Below are 17,881 nucleotides of genomic sequence, written 5' to 3' on the forward strand. Positions count from 1 at the left end.
ATGAGTACTGTATGCACAGATTATTGCATCAGAAACTTTTCAAGAAACTGACGGGTTCGCGGCTGCTGCGGATGCGTGAATAAGGATTTTGCGGGTCCCTGCTCCACGATCCTGCCTTGATCCATAAATATCGCCCGGTCGGCCACATCGCGGGCAAAGCTCATTTCATGCGTCACAATCACCATGGTGCGTTTTTCCTGTGCCAGTTGGCGGATGGTATTAAGCACCTCGCCAACCAGTTCAGGATCGAGCGCAGAGGTCGGCTCATCAAAAAGAATCACCTCGGGTCGCATTGCCAGCGCGCGGGCAATCGCCACACGCTGCAGCTGCCCACCGGACAAACGCCGCGGATAGCTGGTTTCTTTACCCGCCAGCCCTACTTTTGCCAGCAATTCCCGCGCTCGGGCTGTCGCTTCAGCTTTCGGCTCGCCTTTAACAATCACCGGGCCTTCAATAATGTTTTCCAGCACCGTACGATGCGGGAATAAATTAAAGTTCTGGAACACAAAGCCTACGTGCTGGCGCAACTGACGAATCAGACTTTTTTGTTGAGTTAACGAGCGTGCGGTATCAATCGTAATCTCACCCACCTTAATCGTGCCCGCCTCCGGTTGCTCCAGCAAATTAATGCTACGCAGCAGCGTGGTTTTACCCGAACCGCTCGGCCCGATAATCGCTACCACTTCACCGGGTTTGACGTCAAGATCGATCCCATGCAGCACCGTTTGCCCATGAAATTTTTTGACCAGGTTTCTGACTTCGATAGCACTCATTTCGGCTCTCTCTCCTGGCGGTTGAGTTGTTCTTCAAAATAGTTTTGCAGTGCAGAAAGCACCGTCGCCATCACCCAGTAAATCAACGAGGCCGCCAGATACATTGTGAACACTTCCAGCGTACGCGAGGTAATCAGTTGCGCCTGACGGAACAGTTCTGGTACCTGAATCGTAGCGGCAAGAGAAGTGTCCTTCACCAGGCTGATAAAGCTGTTGCTCAGCGGCGGGAGCGCAACCCGCGCAGCCTGCGGCAGGATTGCCCGGCGCATGGTTTGCCACCGCGTCATACCAATACTGGCACCCGCCTCCCACTGCCCTTTGTCGATGGAAGAGATTGCCGCACGCAGGGTTTCCGCCGCGTAGGCCGCCGTATTGAGCGACAAGCCAATCATCGCCGCCGGGATGGGATCAAGCTCAATACCAAACTGCGGCAGACCGTAATAGATCATGAACAGTTGGGCGATCAACGGCGTTCCGCGAAAGATAGAGATATAAAAGCGCGCCAGCCAGCGCACAGGCAGCAGCGGCGACAGACGCATCAGCGCCAGGATAAACCCCAGCACGAGGCCAAAGAACATCCCGCCGATACTCAGTTGCAGCGTAAAAACCGCGCCTTTGAGCAGATACGGCAGAGAATCAATCACCAGTTGGATACTTTCATGCATTAGCGTTTTTCTACCTGGTTATTACACGTGAGGATGGTAGGCAAACAGCGCAGGTGCCCCACCAGTATGAATAAAGAGAATTGGCCCTTCGTCTTTGAAACGCTTCTGGCTGATGCCGTCAATCAAACCCGCCATCGCCTTACCGGTATACACCGGATCCAACAAAATACCTTCCAGGCGCGCCAACAGTTTTACTGCCTCCATGCCCTCTTCGTTTGGCGTACCGTAGCCCGGCGCAAAATAATCGTCCCATAACAGGATATCTGCTGAGGCCGTCAGTTCCAGTTCACGGGCAATATCCTGCTGCAGCGTAACAACTTTAGGCTTTTGATCGGCCACGCTACGCGAGACGGTCACACCGATAAGCTCTACGTCTGGCATCAATTGTTCCAGCCCCACGGCCAGTCCGGCATGCGTTCCCGCGCTGCCCGAGGCCACCACCACGGAAGAGAGCGAGACGGCCCCTTCACACTGCTGAGCAATTTCCAGCGCGCTTTCCACATAACCCAGTGCTCCAAGTGCGTTGGAACCCCCAACGGGGATCACATACGGGCGGAACCCTTGCGCTTCAATGCGCGTCGCCAGCTCCTGCAGCTGTGCATTCGGATCGGTCAGCGCATCGCACATTTCGATTTGCGTATTAAACAGGTCCAGCAGCAGACGGTTGCCATTGGTGAGATAGTTCTCCGCAGTGGTGCCAATCGGATTTTCCAGCAGCGCCACGCAGTGCAGGCCAAGTTTAGCCGCTACCGCCGCCGTCTGGCGCACATGGTTAGACTGAATCGCACCGGCGGTTATCAGCGTATCTGCGCCTTCACGCAGCGCGTCTGCGGCGAGAAACTCCAGCTTACGCAGCTTATTGCCGCCCATCGCCATCGGCGTAACGTCATCGCGTTTGATGAAAATATCGCGCCCGAGATAGTCTGAGAAGCGCGGAAGATATTCGAGCGGCGTTGGCGCGCCAATAAATTCCAGACGTGGAAAGCGCGTTAAGTTATGCAGCGGCATACAGCCTCCGGTATTCGTTGTTGTGATGTTCTTTTTATTATGCACGTTCAGGCGCAATGAAATAAAAAAAGGCGCTGTTAAAGGCGCCTTTTTTCATCAAATGACGATTATTTCGTCACATCTGCTCCAAACCATTTTTCTGACAAGGCTTTCAGCGAGCCGTCTTTCTGCATTTCAGCAATGGCTGCATCAACCGCTTTCAGCAGATCTTCATTGCCTTTGCGCAGCGCCACGCCGGACTCCTGGCGGGAGAATGCTTCACCGGTCACAGCCAGCGTATCCTTGGTTTTCTTCACCAGATCCAGCGCCGCCAGACGGTCAACCAGAATGGCGTCGATACGACCTACACGCAGATCCTGATATTTGGTCGGGTCATCATCATAGGTACGAATATCCACGCCCTGCACGTTCTGGCGCAGCCACTCTTCATAGTTGGTACCCAGACCAACACCGACTTTTTTACCTTTCAGATCGGCAGCAGTCTTAATAACGCCTTCATTGCCTTTCTTCACCAGCGCCTGGATACCAGAGACAGTATACGGGGTAGAGAAATCGTATTTTTTCTTACGTTCGTCAGAGATGGTCACCTGGTTAATGACCACGTCAATGCGCTTGGAATCAAGAGAGGCCAGCATACCGTCCCACTTGGTCGGCTTCAGTGTCGCTTTCACGCCAAGATGCTTGGCCAGTTCTTCAGCGAACTCCACTTCAAAACCGGTCAGCTTGCCGTCGTCACCCTGAAAACTAAACGGAGGATAGGTGCCTTCCAGGCCTACCAGCAGCGTGCCACGCTCTTTAACTTTATTTAACAGACCCTCATCTGCATAAGTCTTTACGCTCATTCCGGCGACAAGTGCAACAGCCATTACACTCATCAGAGCCTGACGTCCCAGAAGTGCTAATTTCATAGTTACCCCGAATATTGTCATTAGTGACTATCATTTATGACTACAGTGTAAAGCGTTTGCTGTGTTCCACAAACACCACTCTGTTACACCTTATTCGTTTTTAATATATATCAGAACTGGCTGTCCAGGAGGATTTCTGCATATGTCCCATATGCGTATGAGCTTTAAACTGCTCATACTTGCGCAAGGCGATGCGGTAATTGTTGGTGCTGGTTTCCGGCAGCCACGGGGCAAGGTTTTCGTCGAGGAACCCTTCCTGCAGCAGGTCATGAGAGATATTTTGTTCGGTCAGATGATTCCCGAGGCGGCGCAAGCGGACAACGTATTCACGTACCGTGCCGTGGCTCATTTCGGTTTGCTCAAATAAAAATTGTTTAAAACCGATGATATCAAAAAAATCGCTCTGCTCTTTGCAGTGCAAATCACCGCAAAAACGGCACAGCGCCACCCACTCTTTTTTCTCCTGTTCCCACTCAGCTTCATTCAGCAACGTGTCCAGGCGGGCGATGGCGATTTTATTCACAATTTGCCCGCGGCGAACCAGCGTGATCCGGTCGAGCAGCTTAAAGCAATGGGCGCAATGCGTCTGGCTGTGTTTGAAATCTTTGAGGTAGCGGCTTAGAGGCCGTCTTTTTGATTGCTGCACCGTCATGAGAACTCCTGGTAGTCAATTCGTAATGCGGCATTGTTCAGGGGTAATAATGTACCCCTATAGCTTACCCAGCTTGGTGCGTAGACGTTTGATGGCCTGACTGTGCAACTGGCTGACCCGTGATTCACCCACTTCCAGTACCGCGCCAATCTCTTTCAGATTCAGCTCTTCCTGGTAGTACAGCGTTAACACCAGCTTTTCGCGCTCCGGCAACGCCTCGATCGCTTCCATCACGCGCTGGCGGAGGTTACCCTCAAGTAGCTGTTGTAACGGGTTTTCCTGCTGATGTTCTTCCGTCACCAGCTCAATACTATCGCCATGCTCTTCCCGCCACTCGTCATAGGAGAAGAGCTGGCTGTTATTGGTATCAAGCAACATCTGACGATACTCTTGCACAGGAATAGCCAGACGCTCCGCCACTTCGGTTTCCGTCGCGTTACGCCCTAATTCCTGTTCCAGTTGTCCCATCGCCTGTGCCACTTCGCGAGCATTGCGCCGAACGCTACGCGGCACCCAATCCCGGCTACGTAGTTCGTCCAGCATCGCTCCACGAATACGCTGCACTGCGTAAGTGGTAAATGCCGTTCCTTGCAAAGCGTCATATCGGTCAACTGCATTCAATAACCCGATGCCGCCCGCTTGTAGCAGGTCATCCAGTTCTACGCTCGCCGGCAAACGCACCTGAAGGCGCAATGCTTCGTGACGCACCAACGGTACATAACGCTGCCACAGCGAGTGTTTATCCATTACACCTTCAGCGGTATACAGTGAATTCACGATAAACAGCCCTGCGTTAAATGAGTTATCGGCATGATTATCCGTTTCTGCAGGGGTTTTAATCGGGTGAATAGTGGGTGAAATGGGGGGTTATTTGGGGGTTACGGGTAAAGCTGAATGTAAAAAACCCCGCCAGAGCGGGGTTTGCGCAGTAAGCGTAAATTAACGCAGCAGAGACAGAACGTTCTGCGGAACCTGGTTGGCCTGTGCCAGTACAGAGGTACCTGCTTGTTGCAGGATCTGTGCTTTGGACATGTTGGACACTTCGGTCGCGTAGTCAGCATCTTCGATACGGCTACGTGCAGAAGTCAGGTTGTTAACGGTGTTACCCAGGTTAGTGATGGTAGAGTCGAAACGGTTCTGTACCGCACCGAGGTCAGAACGCAGCGCATCAACCTGTGCCAGAGCTTTATCAAGAACAGCCAGCGGATCTGCAGTACTGGTGCTTGCTTTAGCAACGTCTTCGTTAACCAGTTTAGCGCTACCGTTTTTATCGGTAGTAACATACATGGTTTTCTTATTCGCGCCAGCGCCGGTAGTTACATTGCCATCAACATCCACGTCATAGGTAGCGCCACTCGCTTTCAGCGTGCTGCCAGTTTTGGTTGCGTTCGCATTCTGCAAATCGGTAACGGTAGCGGCTTTGTTTGCGGTAGTTGCTGCAGTTGTCAGTGTACCATTCTGGCTGGTATATAAAGCCACGTCAGTTTTCACTTCAGCATCGGTACCAGAGGCATCAGATGATGCTGCAATGGTGAAAGTGACAGTTTTACCATCAACTTTCGCAGTATAGGTACCATTACCAAATGTTGGATCGGTACCTTCAGCAGTTTTAGTAAACTCCATACCGTCAAAACTGAATTTCTCACCAACTTTGGTATTAGCACCCAAAGTTGCCATACTCGTTGCACTGGCGTTGTCAGTTGATGTTGTTGTATAGACAGTAGATGCTGTGTTCGCTACAGTCGCTGTAGTCACCAGACTACCATCAGCCGCGCTGACATACAGAGCATTACCACCTGAAGTTACAGTTTGGGATTTAACATCAACATTAACCGTCGCCGCAGCACCGCCAACGGTAGCGCTGTAGTTATCAGTACCAGTAGCACCAAACTTGGAGATCAGATCGCTGGCAGTGGCTTTCTGCGCACCGTTCACGCGGAAATCAGATACACCCAGGCTCTGAGTATCGATTTTTTTCAGGTCGATGGAGATAGTTTCGCCGTCGTTAGCGCCAACCTGAATTTTCAGGGTGTTATCCTGAGCCAGTACTTTCACGCCGTTGAACTGAGTCTGACCGGATACGCGGTCAATTTCGCCCAGACGCTGAGTGATTTCGTTCTGGATGGAGGTCAGGTCGCTATCGGAGTTAGAACCGTTAGTTGCCTGAACGGTCAGTTCACGTACACGCTGCAGGTTGTTGTTGATTTCGTTCAGCGCGCCTTCAGTGGTCTGCGCGATGGAGATACCGTCGTTAGCGTTACGGGAAGCCTGAGTCAGACCTTTGATGTTTGCGGTGAAGCGGTTAGCGATCGCCTGACCAGCAGCATCGTCTTTCGCGCTGTTGATACGCAGACCAGAGGACAGACGTTCGATAGCGGAGCTCAGAGTGGACTGAGATTTGTTCAGGTTGTTCTGGGTCAACAGCGACAGGCTGTTTGTATTGATGACTTGTGCCATGATCTTTTCCTTATCAATTACAACTTGATGTTATTGGGCTGTTGCCCACGGTTTCTCACCGTAACCCATGTATCGGCACCTTAAATTCGAACTTTAGAAAATTTTTACTTTCCGCTCTCTTTTTTCTTAGCCCCTGAAATACCCTCTTTATATGCCATTATTCTGCGCATTATTTTTACAAAACTATCATTAAACTTTGCGCGCAGATTGCCGATAACCCGCTTAACTACTGTTTGCAATCACAAGGAATTAGGCATGCCTTCATTTACTTCATTGGGCGTCGGCTCAAACTTACCACTGGATACATTGCTAACAAACCTGACTACTGCTGAAAAAAAACGTTTAACCCCAATTACTCAACAGCAGAGTACGAATACGGCCAGATTAACCGCCTACGGCACGCTAAAAAGCGCGCTGGAAAAATTCCAGACGGCAAATACAACGCTGAACAGCGCCGATCTGTTTAAAAGCACAACCGTAACCAGCAGTACAGAAGATCTGACGGCCACAACCACTGCCGGCGCAGCGCCGGGGACCTATATGATCAGCGTAACGCAACTGGCGCAGGCGCAATCATTAAGTACCAAAAGCGGTATCAGTTCGGTGAAAGAGGCGTTAGGTGATACCTCCTCCGACAGTCGCACCATTAAAATTGAGCAAAAAGGCCGCAAAGAACCGCTGGAAATCAAACTCAGCAAAGACCAAACGTCGCTGGAAGGGATCCGTGATGCCATTAACGACGCCGACAGCGGTATTTCCGCCAGCATCGTTAAAGTTAAAGAAAATGATTATCAGTTGGTGTTAACAGCCGATAGCGGTGTCGATAATAAGATGACCATTTCCGTCAGCGGCGACAGTAAGCTCAATGATTTACTGGCCTACGACAGCACCGCCGGCAGCGGAAATATGAAACAGCTGGTGGAAGCGAAAAATGCACTGTTGAAAGTTAACGGCATTGATATTGAACGCCCCAGTAACACCATTACCGATGCCCCGCAGGGCGTGACGCTGAATCTGACTAAAGAAGTGACCGACGCGCGGATCACCGTCACCAAGAGCAATGAAAAAGCGACAGAAGCGATCAAAGGTTGGGTTGATGCCTACAACTCGCTGCTGGATACGTTTTCAACGCTGACCAAATACACTGAAGTTGATCCTGGTGCCGAAACTCAGGACACGAATAATGGTGCGCTGCTCGGCGACAGCGCGGTGCGTACTATTCAGACAGGCATACGCGCCCAGTTTGCCAACGGCGCCAGCGACGGTGCGTTTAAAACGTTGGGCGAAATCGGTATTACCACCGACGGTACCACAGGCAAGCTGAAGATTGACGACACTAAGCTCGAAAAAGCGCTGAAAGATAATACCGCGGCGACGCGTCAATTGCTGGTTGGTGATGGTAAAGAAACCGGTATTACCACCAAAATTGCCACCGAGGTAAAAGGTTACCTGGCCGATGACGGCATTATCGACGTTGCCCAGGACAATATTAACGCCACGCTGAAAAAGCTGACCAAACAGTATCTGGCCGTCAGTAACAGCATCGACGATACCGTCGCACGCTATAAAGCGCAGTTTACGCAGCTTGATAGCATGATGAGCAAACTGAACAGCACCAGTAACTATCTGGGCCAGCAATTTACGGCGATGAGTAATTCCTGATAACACGAGGTAAGCATGTATACCGCGAGCGGTACCAAAGCCTATGCACAGGTCAGCATAGAGAGTGGCGTGATGAGCGCCAGCCCACATCAGCTGATCGAAATGTTGTTTGATGGTGCGAACAGCGCCCTGGTGCGCGCTCGCCTGTTTATGCAACAGGGTGATATCGTCGCCAAAGGCGAGGCCATCAGTAAAGCCATTAACATTATCGACAATGGCCTGAAGGCTGGGCTGGATCAAGAGAATGGCGGCGAAATCGCCACCAACCTGTCTTCTCTGTATGACTATATGATCCGCCGTTTACTGCAAGCTAACTTGCGCAATGATTGTCAGGCTATTGAAGAAGTCGAAGGGTTGCTCGGCAACATTGCAGAAGCCTGGAAACAGATCTCACCAAAAGCATCTTCCCAGGAGTCTCGTTAATGACCTCAGCCGTGGAGTTTATCAACCGTTGGCAGCGCATCGCGCTACTCAGTCACTCAATGCTGGAACTGGCGCAGCGCGGTGAATGGGACCTTTTACTGGAACAGGAAGTTACCTATCTGCAAAGTATTGAAGTGGTCATGGAAGAGCAAACTCCACCTGGCATTACGCGAAGTATTCAGGATTTAGTGGCCGGGTACATTAAACAGACGCTGGATAACGAGCAACTGCTCAAAACATTGTTGCAGCAGCGCCTGGACGAACTCAGCAATCTTATCGGTCAGTCGACGCGTCAAAAGACGTTGAATAACGCCTATGGTCGTCTTTCCGGCATGCTGTTAGTCCCCGACGCACCCACTGCCCCACAATAATTTCCCGTCTCGTCTGAATAATCTTCCATACTCCAGAGGTCGGCCAAACGACTTCTGGAGCACGGAAGATGAAAAATCCCACGTTATTGCAGTACTTCCACTGGTATTACCCTGATGGCGGTCAACTCTGGCCCGAGCTTGCCGAACGCGCAGGCGGGCTGAATGACATCGGCATCAATATGGTGTGGCTGCCTCCCGCCTATAAAGGCGCATCCGGCGGCTATTCTGTTGGCTATGATTCCTACGATCTGTTTGATCTGGGCGAATTCGATCAGAAGGGAACCGTCGCCACCAAATATGGCGATAAATACCAGCTGCTGGCAGCGATAGACGCGCTAAAACACAATGATATTGCCGTCCTGCTCGACGTGGTGGTCAACCACAAAATGGGTGCGGATGAGAAAGAAAACATACGCGTCCAGCGGGTTAACGCTGACGATCGCACGCAAATAGACGAGGAAGTAGTCGAGTGCGAGGGCTGGACGCGTTACACCTTCCCTGCCCGCGCAGGCCAGTATTCACAATTCATTTGGGACTTTAAATGCTTCAGCGGCATTGACCACATCGAGAACCCAACCGAAGACGGCATTTTTAAAATCGTTAACGACTACACCGGCGAAGGCTGGAACGATCAGGTTGATGATGAGTTGGGTAATTTTGATTATCTGATGGGCGAAAACATTGATTTCCGTAATCACGCGGTCACCGAGGAGATCAAATACTGGGCGCGTTGGGTGATGGAGCAAACCCAGTGCGACGGCTTTCGTTTAGATGCCGTGAAACATATTCCGGCATGGTTTTATAAAGAGTGGATTGAGCACGTCCAGGAAGTTGCCCCCAAGCCACTGTTTATCGTCGCGGAATACTGGTCCCACGAGGTCGACAAGCTGCAGACCTACATTAATCAGGTGGAGGGGAAAACCATGCTGTTCGACGCCCCTTTGCAGATGAAATTCCACGAGGCCTCCCGGCAGGGACGCGATTACGACATGAGCCAGATTTTCACCGACACCCTGGTGGAGGCCGATCCGTTTCATGCCGTCACGCTGGTTGCCAATCACGACACCCAACCCTTACAGGCGCTCGAAGCCCCCGTCGAGCCGTGGTTTAAGCCGCTGGCCTATGCGCTGATCCTGCTGCGGGAAAACGGCGTACCGTCGGTGTTTTACCCTGACCTCTACGGGGCGCATTACGAAGACACCGGCGGCGATGGCGAAACCTATCCTATCGACATGCCGATCATTGAACAGCTTGATGAACTGATCCTCGCACGCCAACGCTTCGCGCACGGAGTACAGACGCTCTTTTTCGATCATCCTAACTGTATCGCTTTTAGCCGCAGCGGAACGGACGACGATCCCGGCTGCGTGGTGGTGCTGTCCAACGGCGATGATGGGGAAAAGACAATTAATCTCGGTGCGAATTACGGCAATAAAACCTGGCGTGACTATCTGGGAAATCGCGAGGAAAGCGTGGTCACCGATGAAAACGGTGAAGCAACGTTTTTCTGTAACGGCGGTAGCGTCAGCGTGTGGGTGATTGAGGACGTGTTGTAAAACTTAACCCCGGTGGCCGTAAGCTACCGGGGCATGCTGCTTATGGCAGAGGTGTCGCCAGCGGCGTTTTCTTTAAGGCGTCGGCACATTCCTGCGTCGGGCGATCGACCCGCTGCAGCGTCATACCGTCATATTCCAGGGTATTGCCTTCGCGTTCAATCTCATACAGTTCACGTTTTACCGTCACGTTGGTGAGATCGCCGGAAATCATCGTCAGTTTCCCCGGCAGAGCAATGACCCGCTGCCACTGTCGACAATCCAGCGTATCGCCCTCTTTCGTCACCACCAGGCTGGCAATGGCTTCCGGGCTGACCAGGCTGCGTTGCGGTCCTTTTGACTGCCAGTATCCTTCCAGACCGGCTGGCGCTGGCGTTTTGACCACGTCGTTATAATTTTCTACTTCGGCGCATCCGGTAAGCGCCAGAAATACACCAACGATTGCTAATTTTTTCATCATTCATCCTGCATGCGAAGAAAATGGGATTGTGGCATTAAAGGCCTGATGTCGCCAGCCTTTCGGCAGCGTTGAGAAAGATTGATCCAGACGGTGTTACCTCTTATTACTCATAGTCAAAAATTCTGATCGGTGTAGTATCCACACTTCTTGTTACATACCTTCTGAGTTCAGAGGCACAACGCATGTCATGGCAACACTTCAAACAGGCCTGGTTAATTAAATTTTGGGCCCCCGCCCCTGCGGTCATCGCAGCGGGTATTCTCTCCACTTACTATTTCGGCATTACGGGAACCTTCTGGGCCGTGACCGGCGAATTCACCCGTTGGGGCGGTCAAATCCTGCAACTGTTTGGCGTGCATGCCGAAGAGTGGGGATACTACAAACTGATCCATCTCGAAGGCTCGCCCCTGACCCGCATTGACGGCATGATGATCCTCGGTATGTTCGGCGGCTGTTTTGCTGCCGCACTGTGGGCAAACAACGTTAAATTACGTATGCCGCGCAGTCGGGTGCGCATTCTACAGGCGATAGTCGGCGGGATGATCGCCGGATTCGGTGCCCGACTGGCAATGGGCTGTAACCTGGCCGCCTTCTTCACCGGCATTCCGCAGTTCTCGCTACACGCCTGGTTTTTCGCGCTGGCAACAGCTATTGGCTCCTGGTTTGGTGCCCGCTTTACCCTGCTGCCAATGTTCCGTATTCCGGTCAAAATGCAGAAAGTCTCCGCCGCATCTCCGTTAACGCAAAAACCGGATCAGGCCCGTCGGCGTTTTCGCCTCGGCATGCTGGTGTTTATCGGCATGATCGGCTGGGCGTTACTCACTGCGATGGATAAACCCAAGCTCGGTCTGGCCATGCTGTTCGGCGTGGGATTCGGTCTCCTGATTGAGCGGGCGCAAATCTGTTTCACCTCGGCATTTCGCGACCTGTGGATTTCCGGTCGCACCCATATGGCAAAAGCGATCATCTTCGGGATGGCGGTCAGCGCCATCGGTATCTTTAGCTACGTGCAACTGGGCGTCGAGCCTAAAATCATGTGGGCGGGTCCGAATGCGGTGATCGGCGGCTTACTGTTCGGCTTTGGTATTGTTCTGGCGGGCGGGTGTGAAACTGGCTGGATGTACCGCGCCGTTGAAGGTCAGGTGCATTACTGGTGGGTTGGTCTGGGCAACGTAATTGGCTCGACCATTCTGGCCTACTATTGGGATGACTTTGCCCCTGCGCTTGCCACTAACTGGGACAAAGTGAACCTGCTCAACACCTTTGGCCCGCTCGGTGGCCTGCTGGTGACCTATCTGCTGTTATTTGCCGCGCTGATGCTGATTATCGGCTGGGAAAAACGTTTCTTCCGCCGCGCAGGACTGACACCTGCCAAGGAGTCTGCATGAAAAATATCGTACCTGATTATCGCCTCGATATGGTCGGCGAACCGTGCCCATACCCGGCTGTAGCTACGCTGGAAGCGATGCCGCAATTGAAGAAAGGTGAAATTCTGGAGGTGGTGAGCGATTGCCCGCAGTCAATCAACAATATTCCACTGGATGCGCGTAATCATGGCTATACGGTGCTGGATATTCAGCAGGATGGTCCAACGATTCGCTATTTGATTCAGAAGTAACTGTTTGCCGGATACGCTACGCTTATCCGGCCTACTTTCTCTGCACGCTGTCCCTACACTTGCATCGACATCACTTCCTGATACGCCGATACCAGTTTGTTACGCACCTGAATCCCCATCTGCATCGATACCGAGGCTTTTTGCATATCGGTCATCACATCGTTCAGCGCAATACCCGGTTCACCCAAGGTAAATTTCTCAGCCTGCACACGGGACGCGGTCTGCACATCGCTGATTCTGTCTAACGCGGCATGCAGTTGACCGGCAAAACTCACGGTCGGTTGTGGCTGCATATCCTGCATTTTTGCTGACATCGCCGTGGTCTGTAGCTGGCTGATGACCCCTTCAATCCCCTGTATTGCCGACATTCTGATCCCCTGGATGATTTTTTACGTAGTTGAGATTACCAGTTAGTCAATAAGATAAAGGCGTTAAATAACGATAAAAAACCACGGTTTTTAACGCATAGAAAAATTCGAAACCGCAAATAATGAGACCGTCAATTTTTCGAGTTTGCTGACCCGGGAGTGAGTCTTGTTCCACTTTGCAAAAAACGCCGTCCACGATAAGCCACGAGGTGCGAGATGAGTGCGACAGCATCGACTGCAACCCAGCTTAAACCTCTCGAGTGGTTAAATCGCCTGCGCGCGAATCCCAGAATTCCTCTGATTGTGGCGGGAGCCGCTGCCGTCGCTATCATCGTAGCGATGGTCCTGTGGGCCAAAGCGCCCGACTACCGCACGCTGTTCAGCAATCTTTCCGATCAGGATGGTGGCGCGATTGTCACTCAACTGACGCAGATGAACGTTCCCTATCGTTTTACTGAGGGAAGCGGCGCTATTGAAGTTCCTGCCGATAAAGTCCACGAACTGCGTTTACGTCTGGCGCAGCAAGGCCTGCCCAAAGGCGGCGCGGTGGGTTTTGAGCTGCTGGATCAGGAAAAGTTTGGTATCAGCCAGTTTAGCGAGCAGGTCAACTACCAGCGCGCGCTGGAAGGTGAATTAGCCCGTACTATTGAAACGCTGGGACCGGTAAAACGCGCCCGCGTGCATCTGGCAATGCCGAAACCGTCGCTGTTCGTGCGTGAGCAAAAAGCCCCTTCAGCCTCCGTCACCGTTAATCTGGAGCCGGGCCGTGCCCTGGATGAAGGTCAGATCAGCGCGGTCACGCATCTGGTTTCCAGCGCTGTTGCAGGCTTGCCGCCGGGCAACGTTACGCTGGTCGACCAGGCGGGTCACCTGTTAACTCAGTCAAACACCAGCAGCCGCGATCTTAACGATGCGCAGCTGAAATATGCCAGCGATGTCGAAGGCCGCGTTCAGCGTCGTATCGAATCGATCCTGTCACCGATTGTTGGTAACGGTAATGTACATGCGCAGGTTACCGCGCAGCTGGATTTTGCCAACAAAGAACAAACCGAAGAGCAGTATCGTCCAAACGGCGATGAGTCCCAGGCCGTGCTGCGCTCACGTCAGTTGAACGTCAGCGAGCAGGTCGGTAGCGGAGCGCCTGGCGGCGTTCCGGGCGCATTGTCTAATCAGCCAGCCCCGGCAAATACCGCGCCAATCGCCAACCCACCGGCTAATCAGCAAAATGCGCAAACCACGCAGACGTCTAATAACAGTAATAATGCCGGCCCGCGCAGTACGCAGCGCAATGAAACCAGCAACTATGAAGTCGACCGCACCATTCGCCACACCAAAATGAACGTTGGCGATGTGCAGCGTCTCTCAGTGGCAGTCGTGGTCAACTATAAAACGTTGCCGGACGGCAAACCACTGCCGTTAACCGCAGAACAGATGAAGCAGATTGAAGATCTGACCCGCGAAGCGATGGGCTTCTCCGACCAGCGTGGCGATACCCTGAACGTGGTGAACTCACCCTTCACGGCAACCGACGACACTGCCGGAGAGCTTCCGTTCTGGAAACAGCAGTCCTTTATTGATCAGTTAATGTCAGCAGGTCGTTGGTTATTGGTTCTGTTAGTTGCCTGGATCCTGTGGCGGAAAGCTATTCGCCCGCAACTGGTCCGTCGCAGCGAAGAAGCGAAAGCCGTACAAGAACAAACGCGTATCCGTCAGGAAACCGAAGAAGCGGTAGAAGTTCGCCTCAGCAAAGACGAGCAAACCCAGCAACGTCGTACGAACCAGCGTCTGGGCGCAGAAGTTATGAGCCAGCGTATTCGTGAAATGTCAGATAACGATCCGCGCGTCGTGGCGCTGGTCATTCGCCAGTGGATGAGTAACGATCATGAGTAATCTTAGCGGTACCGATAAAAGCGTCATCCTGCTGATGACCATTGGCGAAGATCGCGCGGCGGAGGTATTTAAGCACCTTTCCACGCGCGAAGTTCAGGCGCTAAGTACAGCGATGGCCAACGTACGCCAGATCTCCAACAAACAGTTGACGGATGTGCTGGCCGAGTTTGAGCAAGAAGCAGAACAGTTTGCCGCGCTGAATATCAACGCCAACGAATATCTACGCTCCGTGCTGGTTAAAGCGCTGGGTGAGGAACGCGCCTCCAGCCTGCTGGAAGATATTCTGGAAACCCGCGATACCACCAGCGGTATTGAAACGCTCAACTTTATGGAGCCGCAAAGCGCCGCCGACCTTATCCGCGACGAGCATCCGCAGATTATCGCTACCATCCTGGTGCATCTCAAACGGGGCCAGGCTGCCGATATTCTGGCGCTGTTCGACGAACGTTTACGTCACGACGTAATGCTGCGTATCGCTACCTTCGGCGGCGTACAGCCTGCAGCACTTGCAGAGCTGACCGAGGTACTGAACGGCCTGCTCGATGGTCAGAACCTCAAGCGCAGCAAAATGGGCGGCGTGAGAACAGCGGCAGAAATTATCAACCTGATGAAAACCCAGCAGGAAGAAGCGGTTATTACCGCCGTACGCGAATTCGACGGCGAACTGGCGCAGAAAATCATCGACGAGATGTTCCTGTTCGAAAACCTGGTGGACGTCGACGATCGCAGCATCCAACGCCTGCTGCAGGAAGTGGATTCCGAATCGCTGCTGATAGCCCTGAAAGGTGCCGAACAGCCGCTGCGCGAGAAGTTCCTGCGCAACATGTCGCAACGTGCTGCCGATATTCTGCGCGACGACCTCGCCAACCGCGGTCCGGTGCGTTTGTCGCAGGTGGAAAACGAACAGAAAGCCATTCTGCTTATTGTGCGTCGTCTGGCAGAAACCGGCGAGATGGTGATCGGCAGCGGCGAGGATACCTATGTCTAACGAACTGCCGTGGAAAGTCTGGACCCCGGACGACCTCGCCCCACCGATGGCGGAGTTCGTACTGGCCGACCACAGCGAAACGCCGCTGTCAGAAGAGACAGAAGAGCCACAGCTTTCCGCAGAGCAACAGCTTGAACAGCAGCTCGCGCAGCTGCAAATGCAGGCCCATGAGCAAGGCTATAACGCGGGCCTGGCGGAAGGTCGACAAAAAGGCCACGAACAAGGCTATCAGGAAGGACTGAGCCAGGGGCTGGAGCAAGGCCAGAACCAGGCGCGCGCGCAGCATGCGCCGATCCATGCCCGCATGCAGCAGTTGGTGAGCGAGTTTCAGAATACGCTGGACGCACTGGACAGCGTGATTGCCTCACGCCTGATGCAGATGGCGCTAGAAGCCGCGCGTCAGGTGATTGGTCAGACGCCAATCGTGGATAACGCGGCGCTGATTAAGCAAATCCAACAGCTGTTGCAGCAGGAGCCGCTGTTTAGCGGTAAACCACAGCTGCGCGTCCATCCGGACGATCTCCAGCGAGTGGAGGAGATGCTCGGTGCGACCCTCAGCCTGCACGGCTGGCGGTTGCGCGGCGATCCGACGCTGCATCACGGCGGTTGTAAAGTCTCAGCCGACGAAGGCGATCTGGATGCCAGCGTCGCCACGCGCTGGCAAGAACTCTGCCGCCTGGCAGCGCCGGGAGTCGTGTAATGACCACTCGCCTGACCCGCTGGCTCAATACGCTGGACAACTTCGAAGAAAAAATGTCGCTACTGCCAGCGGTGCGTCGTTACGGTCGACTGACCCGCGCCACGGGGCTGGTGCTGGAGGCCACAGGATTACAGTTGCCGCTCGGTGCTACCTGCGTCATTGAACGCCAGGACGGCAACGAAACCCAGGAAGTCGAGAGTGAAGTTGTAGGCTTTAACGGCCAGCGTCTGTTTCTGATGCCGCTCGAAGAGGTCGAAGGTGTTCTGCCCGGCGCACGCGTGTATGCGAAGAACATTGCCGGCGAAGGTCTACAAAGCGGGAAGCAATTACCGCTGGGTCCTGCTCTGCTTGGGCGCGTGCTTGACGGTAGCGGCAAACCGCTCGACGGTCTGCCGGCCCCGGATACCACCGAAACCGGGGCATTGATTACGCCGCCGTTTAACCCCCTGCAACGTACCGCGATTGAGCACGTGCTGGATACCGGCGTACGTCCGATCAACGCCTTGTTAACCGTTGGTCGCGGCCAGCGTATGGGGCTTTTCGCAGGCTCCGGCGTCGGTAAAAGTGTTCTGCTCGGCATGATGGCGCGCTATACCCAGGCCGATGTTATCGTCGTTGGCCTGATTGGCGAACGTGGCCGCGAAGTTAAAGATTTTATTGAAAATATTCTCGGCGCTGACGGTCGCGCACGCTCGGTGGTCATTGCCGCTCCGGCTGATGTCTCGCCGCTGTTACGCATGCAAGGCGCGGCCTACGCCACGCGTATCGCCGAAGATTTCCGCGATCGCGGACAGCACGTATTGCTGATTATGGACTCCCTCACCCGCTACGCGATGGCGCAACGTGAGATAGCCCTGGCGATCGGTGAGCCGCCGGCAACCAAAGGTTATCCCCCTTCAGTATTCGCCAAATTACCGGCGCTGGTTGAACGTGCCGGGAACGGTATTCACGGCGGCGGTTCAGTTACCGCGTTTTATACGGTACTGACCGAGGGTGACGACCAGCAGGACCCGATTGCCGATTCCGCGCGCGCGATTCTGGATGGCCACATTGTGCTGTCACGTCATCTGGCTGAGGCGGGTCACTATCCGGCCATCGATATTGAAGCCTCGATCAGTCGCGCCATGACCGCGCTCATTAGTGAACAACACTATGCGCGGGTGCGTAACTTTAAACAATTGCTATCCAGCTTCCAGCGCAACCGCGATCTGGTTAGCGTGGGGGCGTATGCCAAAGGCAGCGATCCCATGCTGGATAAAGCCATCGCCTTATGGCCACAGTTGGAAGCGTTCTTACAGCAAGGCATCTTTGAACGGGCTGACTGGGAAGATTCTCTGCAAGCTTTAGAACTGATTTTCCCTGGTGTGTGATTAAGCAGGAGAGCA

The 17,881-nt window shown here is 53.3% G+C and carries 19 protein-coding genes; 10 read left to right on the forward strand and 9 right to left on the reverse strand.

What is annotated here, in order from left to right; all coding sequences use genetic code 11:
- Positions 1-20: 20 nt before the first annotated feature.
- The 7 genes from tcyN to E1B03_RS16370 form a co-directional block, all read right to left on the reverse strand.
- Positions 21-773: an L-cystine ABC transporter ATP-binding protein TcyN gene (tcyN, locus tag E1B03_RS16340; RefSeq protein ID WP_133086578.1), complete on the reverse strand. Its 753-nt coding sequence runs from the start codon at positions 771-773 to the stop codon at positions 21-23.
- On the reverse strand, positions 770-1,438 hold the full coding sequence (gene tcyL / locus E1B03_RS16345; RefSeq protein WP_003030474.1) for a cystine ABC transporter permease: 669 nt from the start codon (positions 1,436-1,438) through the stop codon (positions 770-772). Before tcyL ends, tcyN begins: the two co-directional genes overlap by 4 nt.
- 21 nt (positions 1,439-1,459) lie before the next feature.
- Complete coding sequence (dcyD, locus tag E1B03_RS16350; RefSeq protein ID WP_103771236.1) at positions 1,460-2,446, reverse strand: D-cysteine desulfhydrase; 987 nt, start codon at positions 2,444-2,446, stop codon at positions 1,460-1,462.
- A gap of 107 nt (positions 2,447-2,553) precedes the next feature.
- A complete protein-coding gene (gene tcyJ, locus E1B03_RS16355) occupies positions 2,554-3,354 on the reverse strand; it encodes a cystine ABC transporter substrate-binding protein (protein ID WP_103771237.1) in 801 nt (266 codons plus the stop codon).
- A gap of 100 nt (positions 3,355-3,454) precedes the next feature.
- A complete protein-coding gene (gene fliZ / locus E1B03_RS16360; protein ID WP_016153478.1) occupies positions 3,455-4,006 on the reverse strand; it encodes a flagella biosynthesis regulatory protein FliZ in 552 nt (183 codons plus the stop codon).
- Positions 4,007-4,063: 57 nt separating this feature from the next.
- Positions 4,064-4,783: an RNA polymerase sigma factor FliA gene (gene fliA, locus E1B03_RS16365; RefSeq protein ID WP_038641545.1), complete on the reverse strand. Its 720-nt coding sequence runs from the start codon at positions 4,781-4,783 to the stop codon at positions 4,064-4,066.
- Between the two features lie 162 nt (positions 4,784-4,945).
- Entirely contained in the window at positions 4,946-6,463 is a 1,518-nt protein-coding gene (locus E1B03_RS16370) for a flagellin N-terminal helical domain-containing protein (RefSeq protein WP_133086579.1), read from the reverse strand.
- 255 nt (positions 6,464-6,718) lie between these two features.
- Between E1B03_RS16370 and fliD the strand changes: the two genes are divergently transcribed.
- From fliD to amyA, 4 genes are all read left to right on the forward strand, one after another.
- The gene (gene fliD / locus E1B03_RS16380; protein WP_133086580.1) at positions 6,719-8,125 is read left to right on the forward strand and encodes a flagellar filament capping protein FliD; all 1,407 of its coding nucleotides are present in this window, start codon (positions 6,719-6,721) and stop codon (positions 8,123-8,125) included.
- A 15-nt stretch (positions 8,126-8,140) separates the two neighbouring features.
- On the forward strand, positions 8,141-8,548 hold the full coding sequence (fliS, locus tag E1B03_RS16385; protein ID WP_103771242.1) for a flagellar export chaperone FliS: 408 nt from the start codon (positions 8,141-8,143) through the stop codon (positions 8,546-8,548).
- On the forward strand, positions 8,548-8,919 hold the full coding sequence (gene fliT, locus E1B03_RS16390; RefSeq protein ID WP_103771243.1) for a flagella biosynthesis regulatory protein FliT: 372 nt from the start codon (positions 8,548-8,550) through the stop codon (positions 8,917-8,919). The genes fliS and fliT overlap by 1 nt, the downstream gene beginning before the upstream one ends.
- A 68-nt stretch (positions 8,920-8,987) precedes the next feature.
- The gene (amyA, locus tag E1B03_RS16395; RefSeq protein WP_133086581.1) at positions 8,988-10,475 is read left to right on the forward strand and encodes an alpha-amylase; all 1,488 of its coding nucleotides are present in this window, start codon (positions 8,988-8,990) and stop codon (positions 10,473-10,475) included.
- Between the two features lie 40 nt (positions 10,476-10,515).
- On the opposite strand, the gene yedD is transcribed toward amyA, so the two are convergent.
- Positions 10,516-10,929: a lipoprotein YedD gene (gene yedD, locus E1B03_RS16400; protein ID WP_043016780.1), complete on the reverse strand. Its 414-nt coding sequence runs from the start codon at positions 10,927-10,929 to the stop codon at positions 10,516-10,518.
- Between the two features lie 185 nt (positions 10,930-11,114).
- Between yedD and yedE the strand changes: the two genes are divergently transcribed.
- Together yedE and yedF are read left to right on the forward strand one after the other, a co-directional pair.
- Entirely contained in the window at positions 11,115-12,320 is a 1,206-nt protein-coding gene (gene yedE, locus E1B03_RS16405) for a selenium metabolism membrane protein YedE/FdhT (RefSeq protein WP_133086582.1), read from the forward strand.
- Positions 12,317-12,550 (forward strand): sulfurtransferase-like selenium metabolism protein YedF, encoded by a 234-nt coding sequence (yedF, locus tag E1B03_RS16410; RefSeq protein WP_000790504.1) that lies wholly within the window; start codon positions 12,317-12,319, stop codon positions 12,548-12,550. Before yedE ends, yedF begins: the two co-directional genes overlap by 4 nt.
- A gap of 53 nt (positions 12,551-12,603) precedes the next feature.
- Here yedF and fliE read toward each other — a convergent pair whose 3' ends face one another.
- Positions 12,604-12,918: a flagellar hook-basal body complex protein FliE gene (gene fliE, locus E1B03_RS16415; protein ID WP_016153486.1), complete on the reverse strand. Its 315-nt coding sequence runs from the start codon at positions 12,916-12,918 to the stop codon at positions 12,604-12,606.
- Positions 12,919-13,134: 216 nt separating this feature from the next.
- Between fliE and fliF the strand changes: the two genes are divergently transcribed.
- Genes fliF through fliI form a run of 4 tightly spaced genes read left to right on the forward strand, consistent with a single transcriptional unit; the run spans position 13,135 to position 17,866 of the window.
- A complete protein-coding gene (gene fliF, locus E1B03_RS16425) occupies positions 13,135-14,808 on the forward strand; it encodes a flagellar basal-body MS-ring/collar protein FliF (protein WP_103771247.1) in 1,674 nt (557 codons plus the stop codon).
- A complete protein-coding gene (fliG, locus tag E1B03_RS16430; protein WP_045444327.1) occupies positions 14,801-15,796 on the forward strand; it encodes a flagellar motor switch protein FliG in 996 nt (331 codons plus the stop codon). The genes fliF and fliG overlap by 8 nt, the downstream gene beginning before the upstream one ends.
- Positions 15,789-16,496 carry a flagellar assembly protein FliH gene (gene fliH / locus E1B03_RS16435; RefSeq protein WP_103771248.1) on the forward strand — a complete coding sequence of 236 codons (708 nt, stop codon included), beginning with the start codon at positions 15,789-15,791 and terminating at the stop codon, positions 16,494-16,496. Before fliG ends, fliH begins: the two co-directional genes overlap by 8 nt.
- A complete protein-coding gene (gene fliI, locus E1B03_RS16440) occupies positions 16,496-17,866 on the forward strand; it encodes a flagellar protein export ATPase FliI (RefSeq protein ID WP_047410431.1) in 1,371 nt (456 codons plus the stop codon). The genes fliH and fliI overlap by 1 nt, the downstream gene beginning before the upstream one ends.
- The last annotated feature ends 15 nt before the right edge of the window (positions 17,867-17,881 follow it).

It is taken from the genome of Citrobacter arsenatis (assembly GCF_004353845.1).
GTDB classification, from domain to species: Bacteria; Pseudomonadota; Gammaproteobacteria; order Enterobacterales; family Enterobacteriaceae; genus Citrobacter; species Citrobacter arsenatis.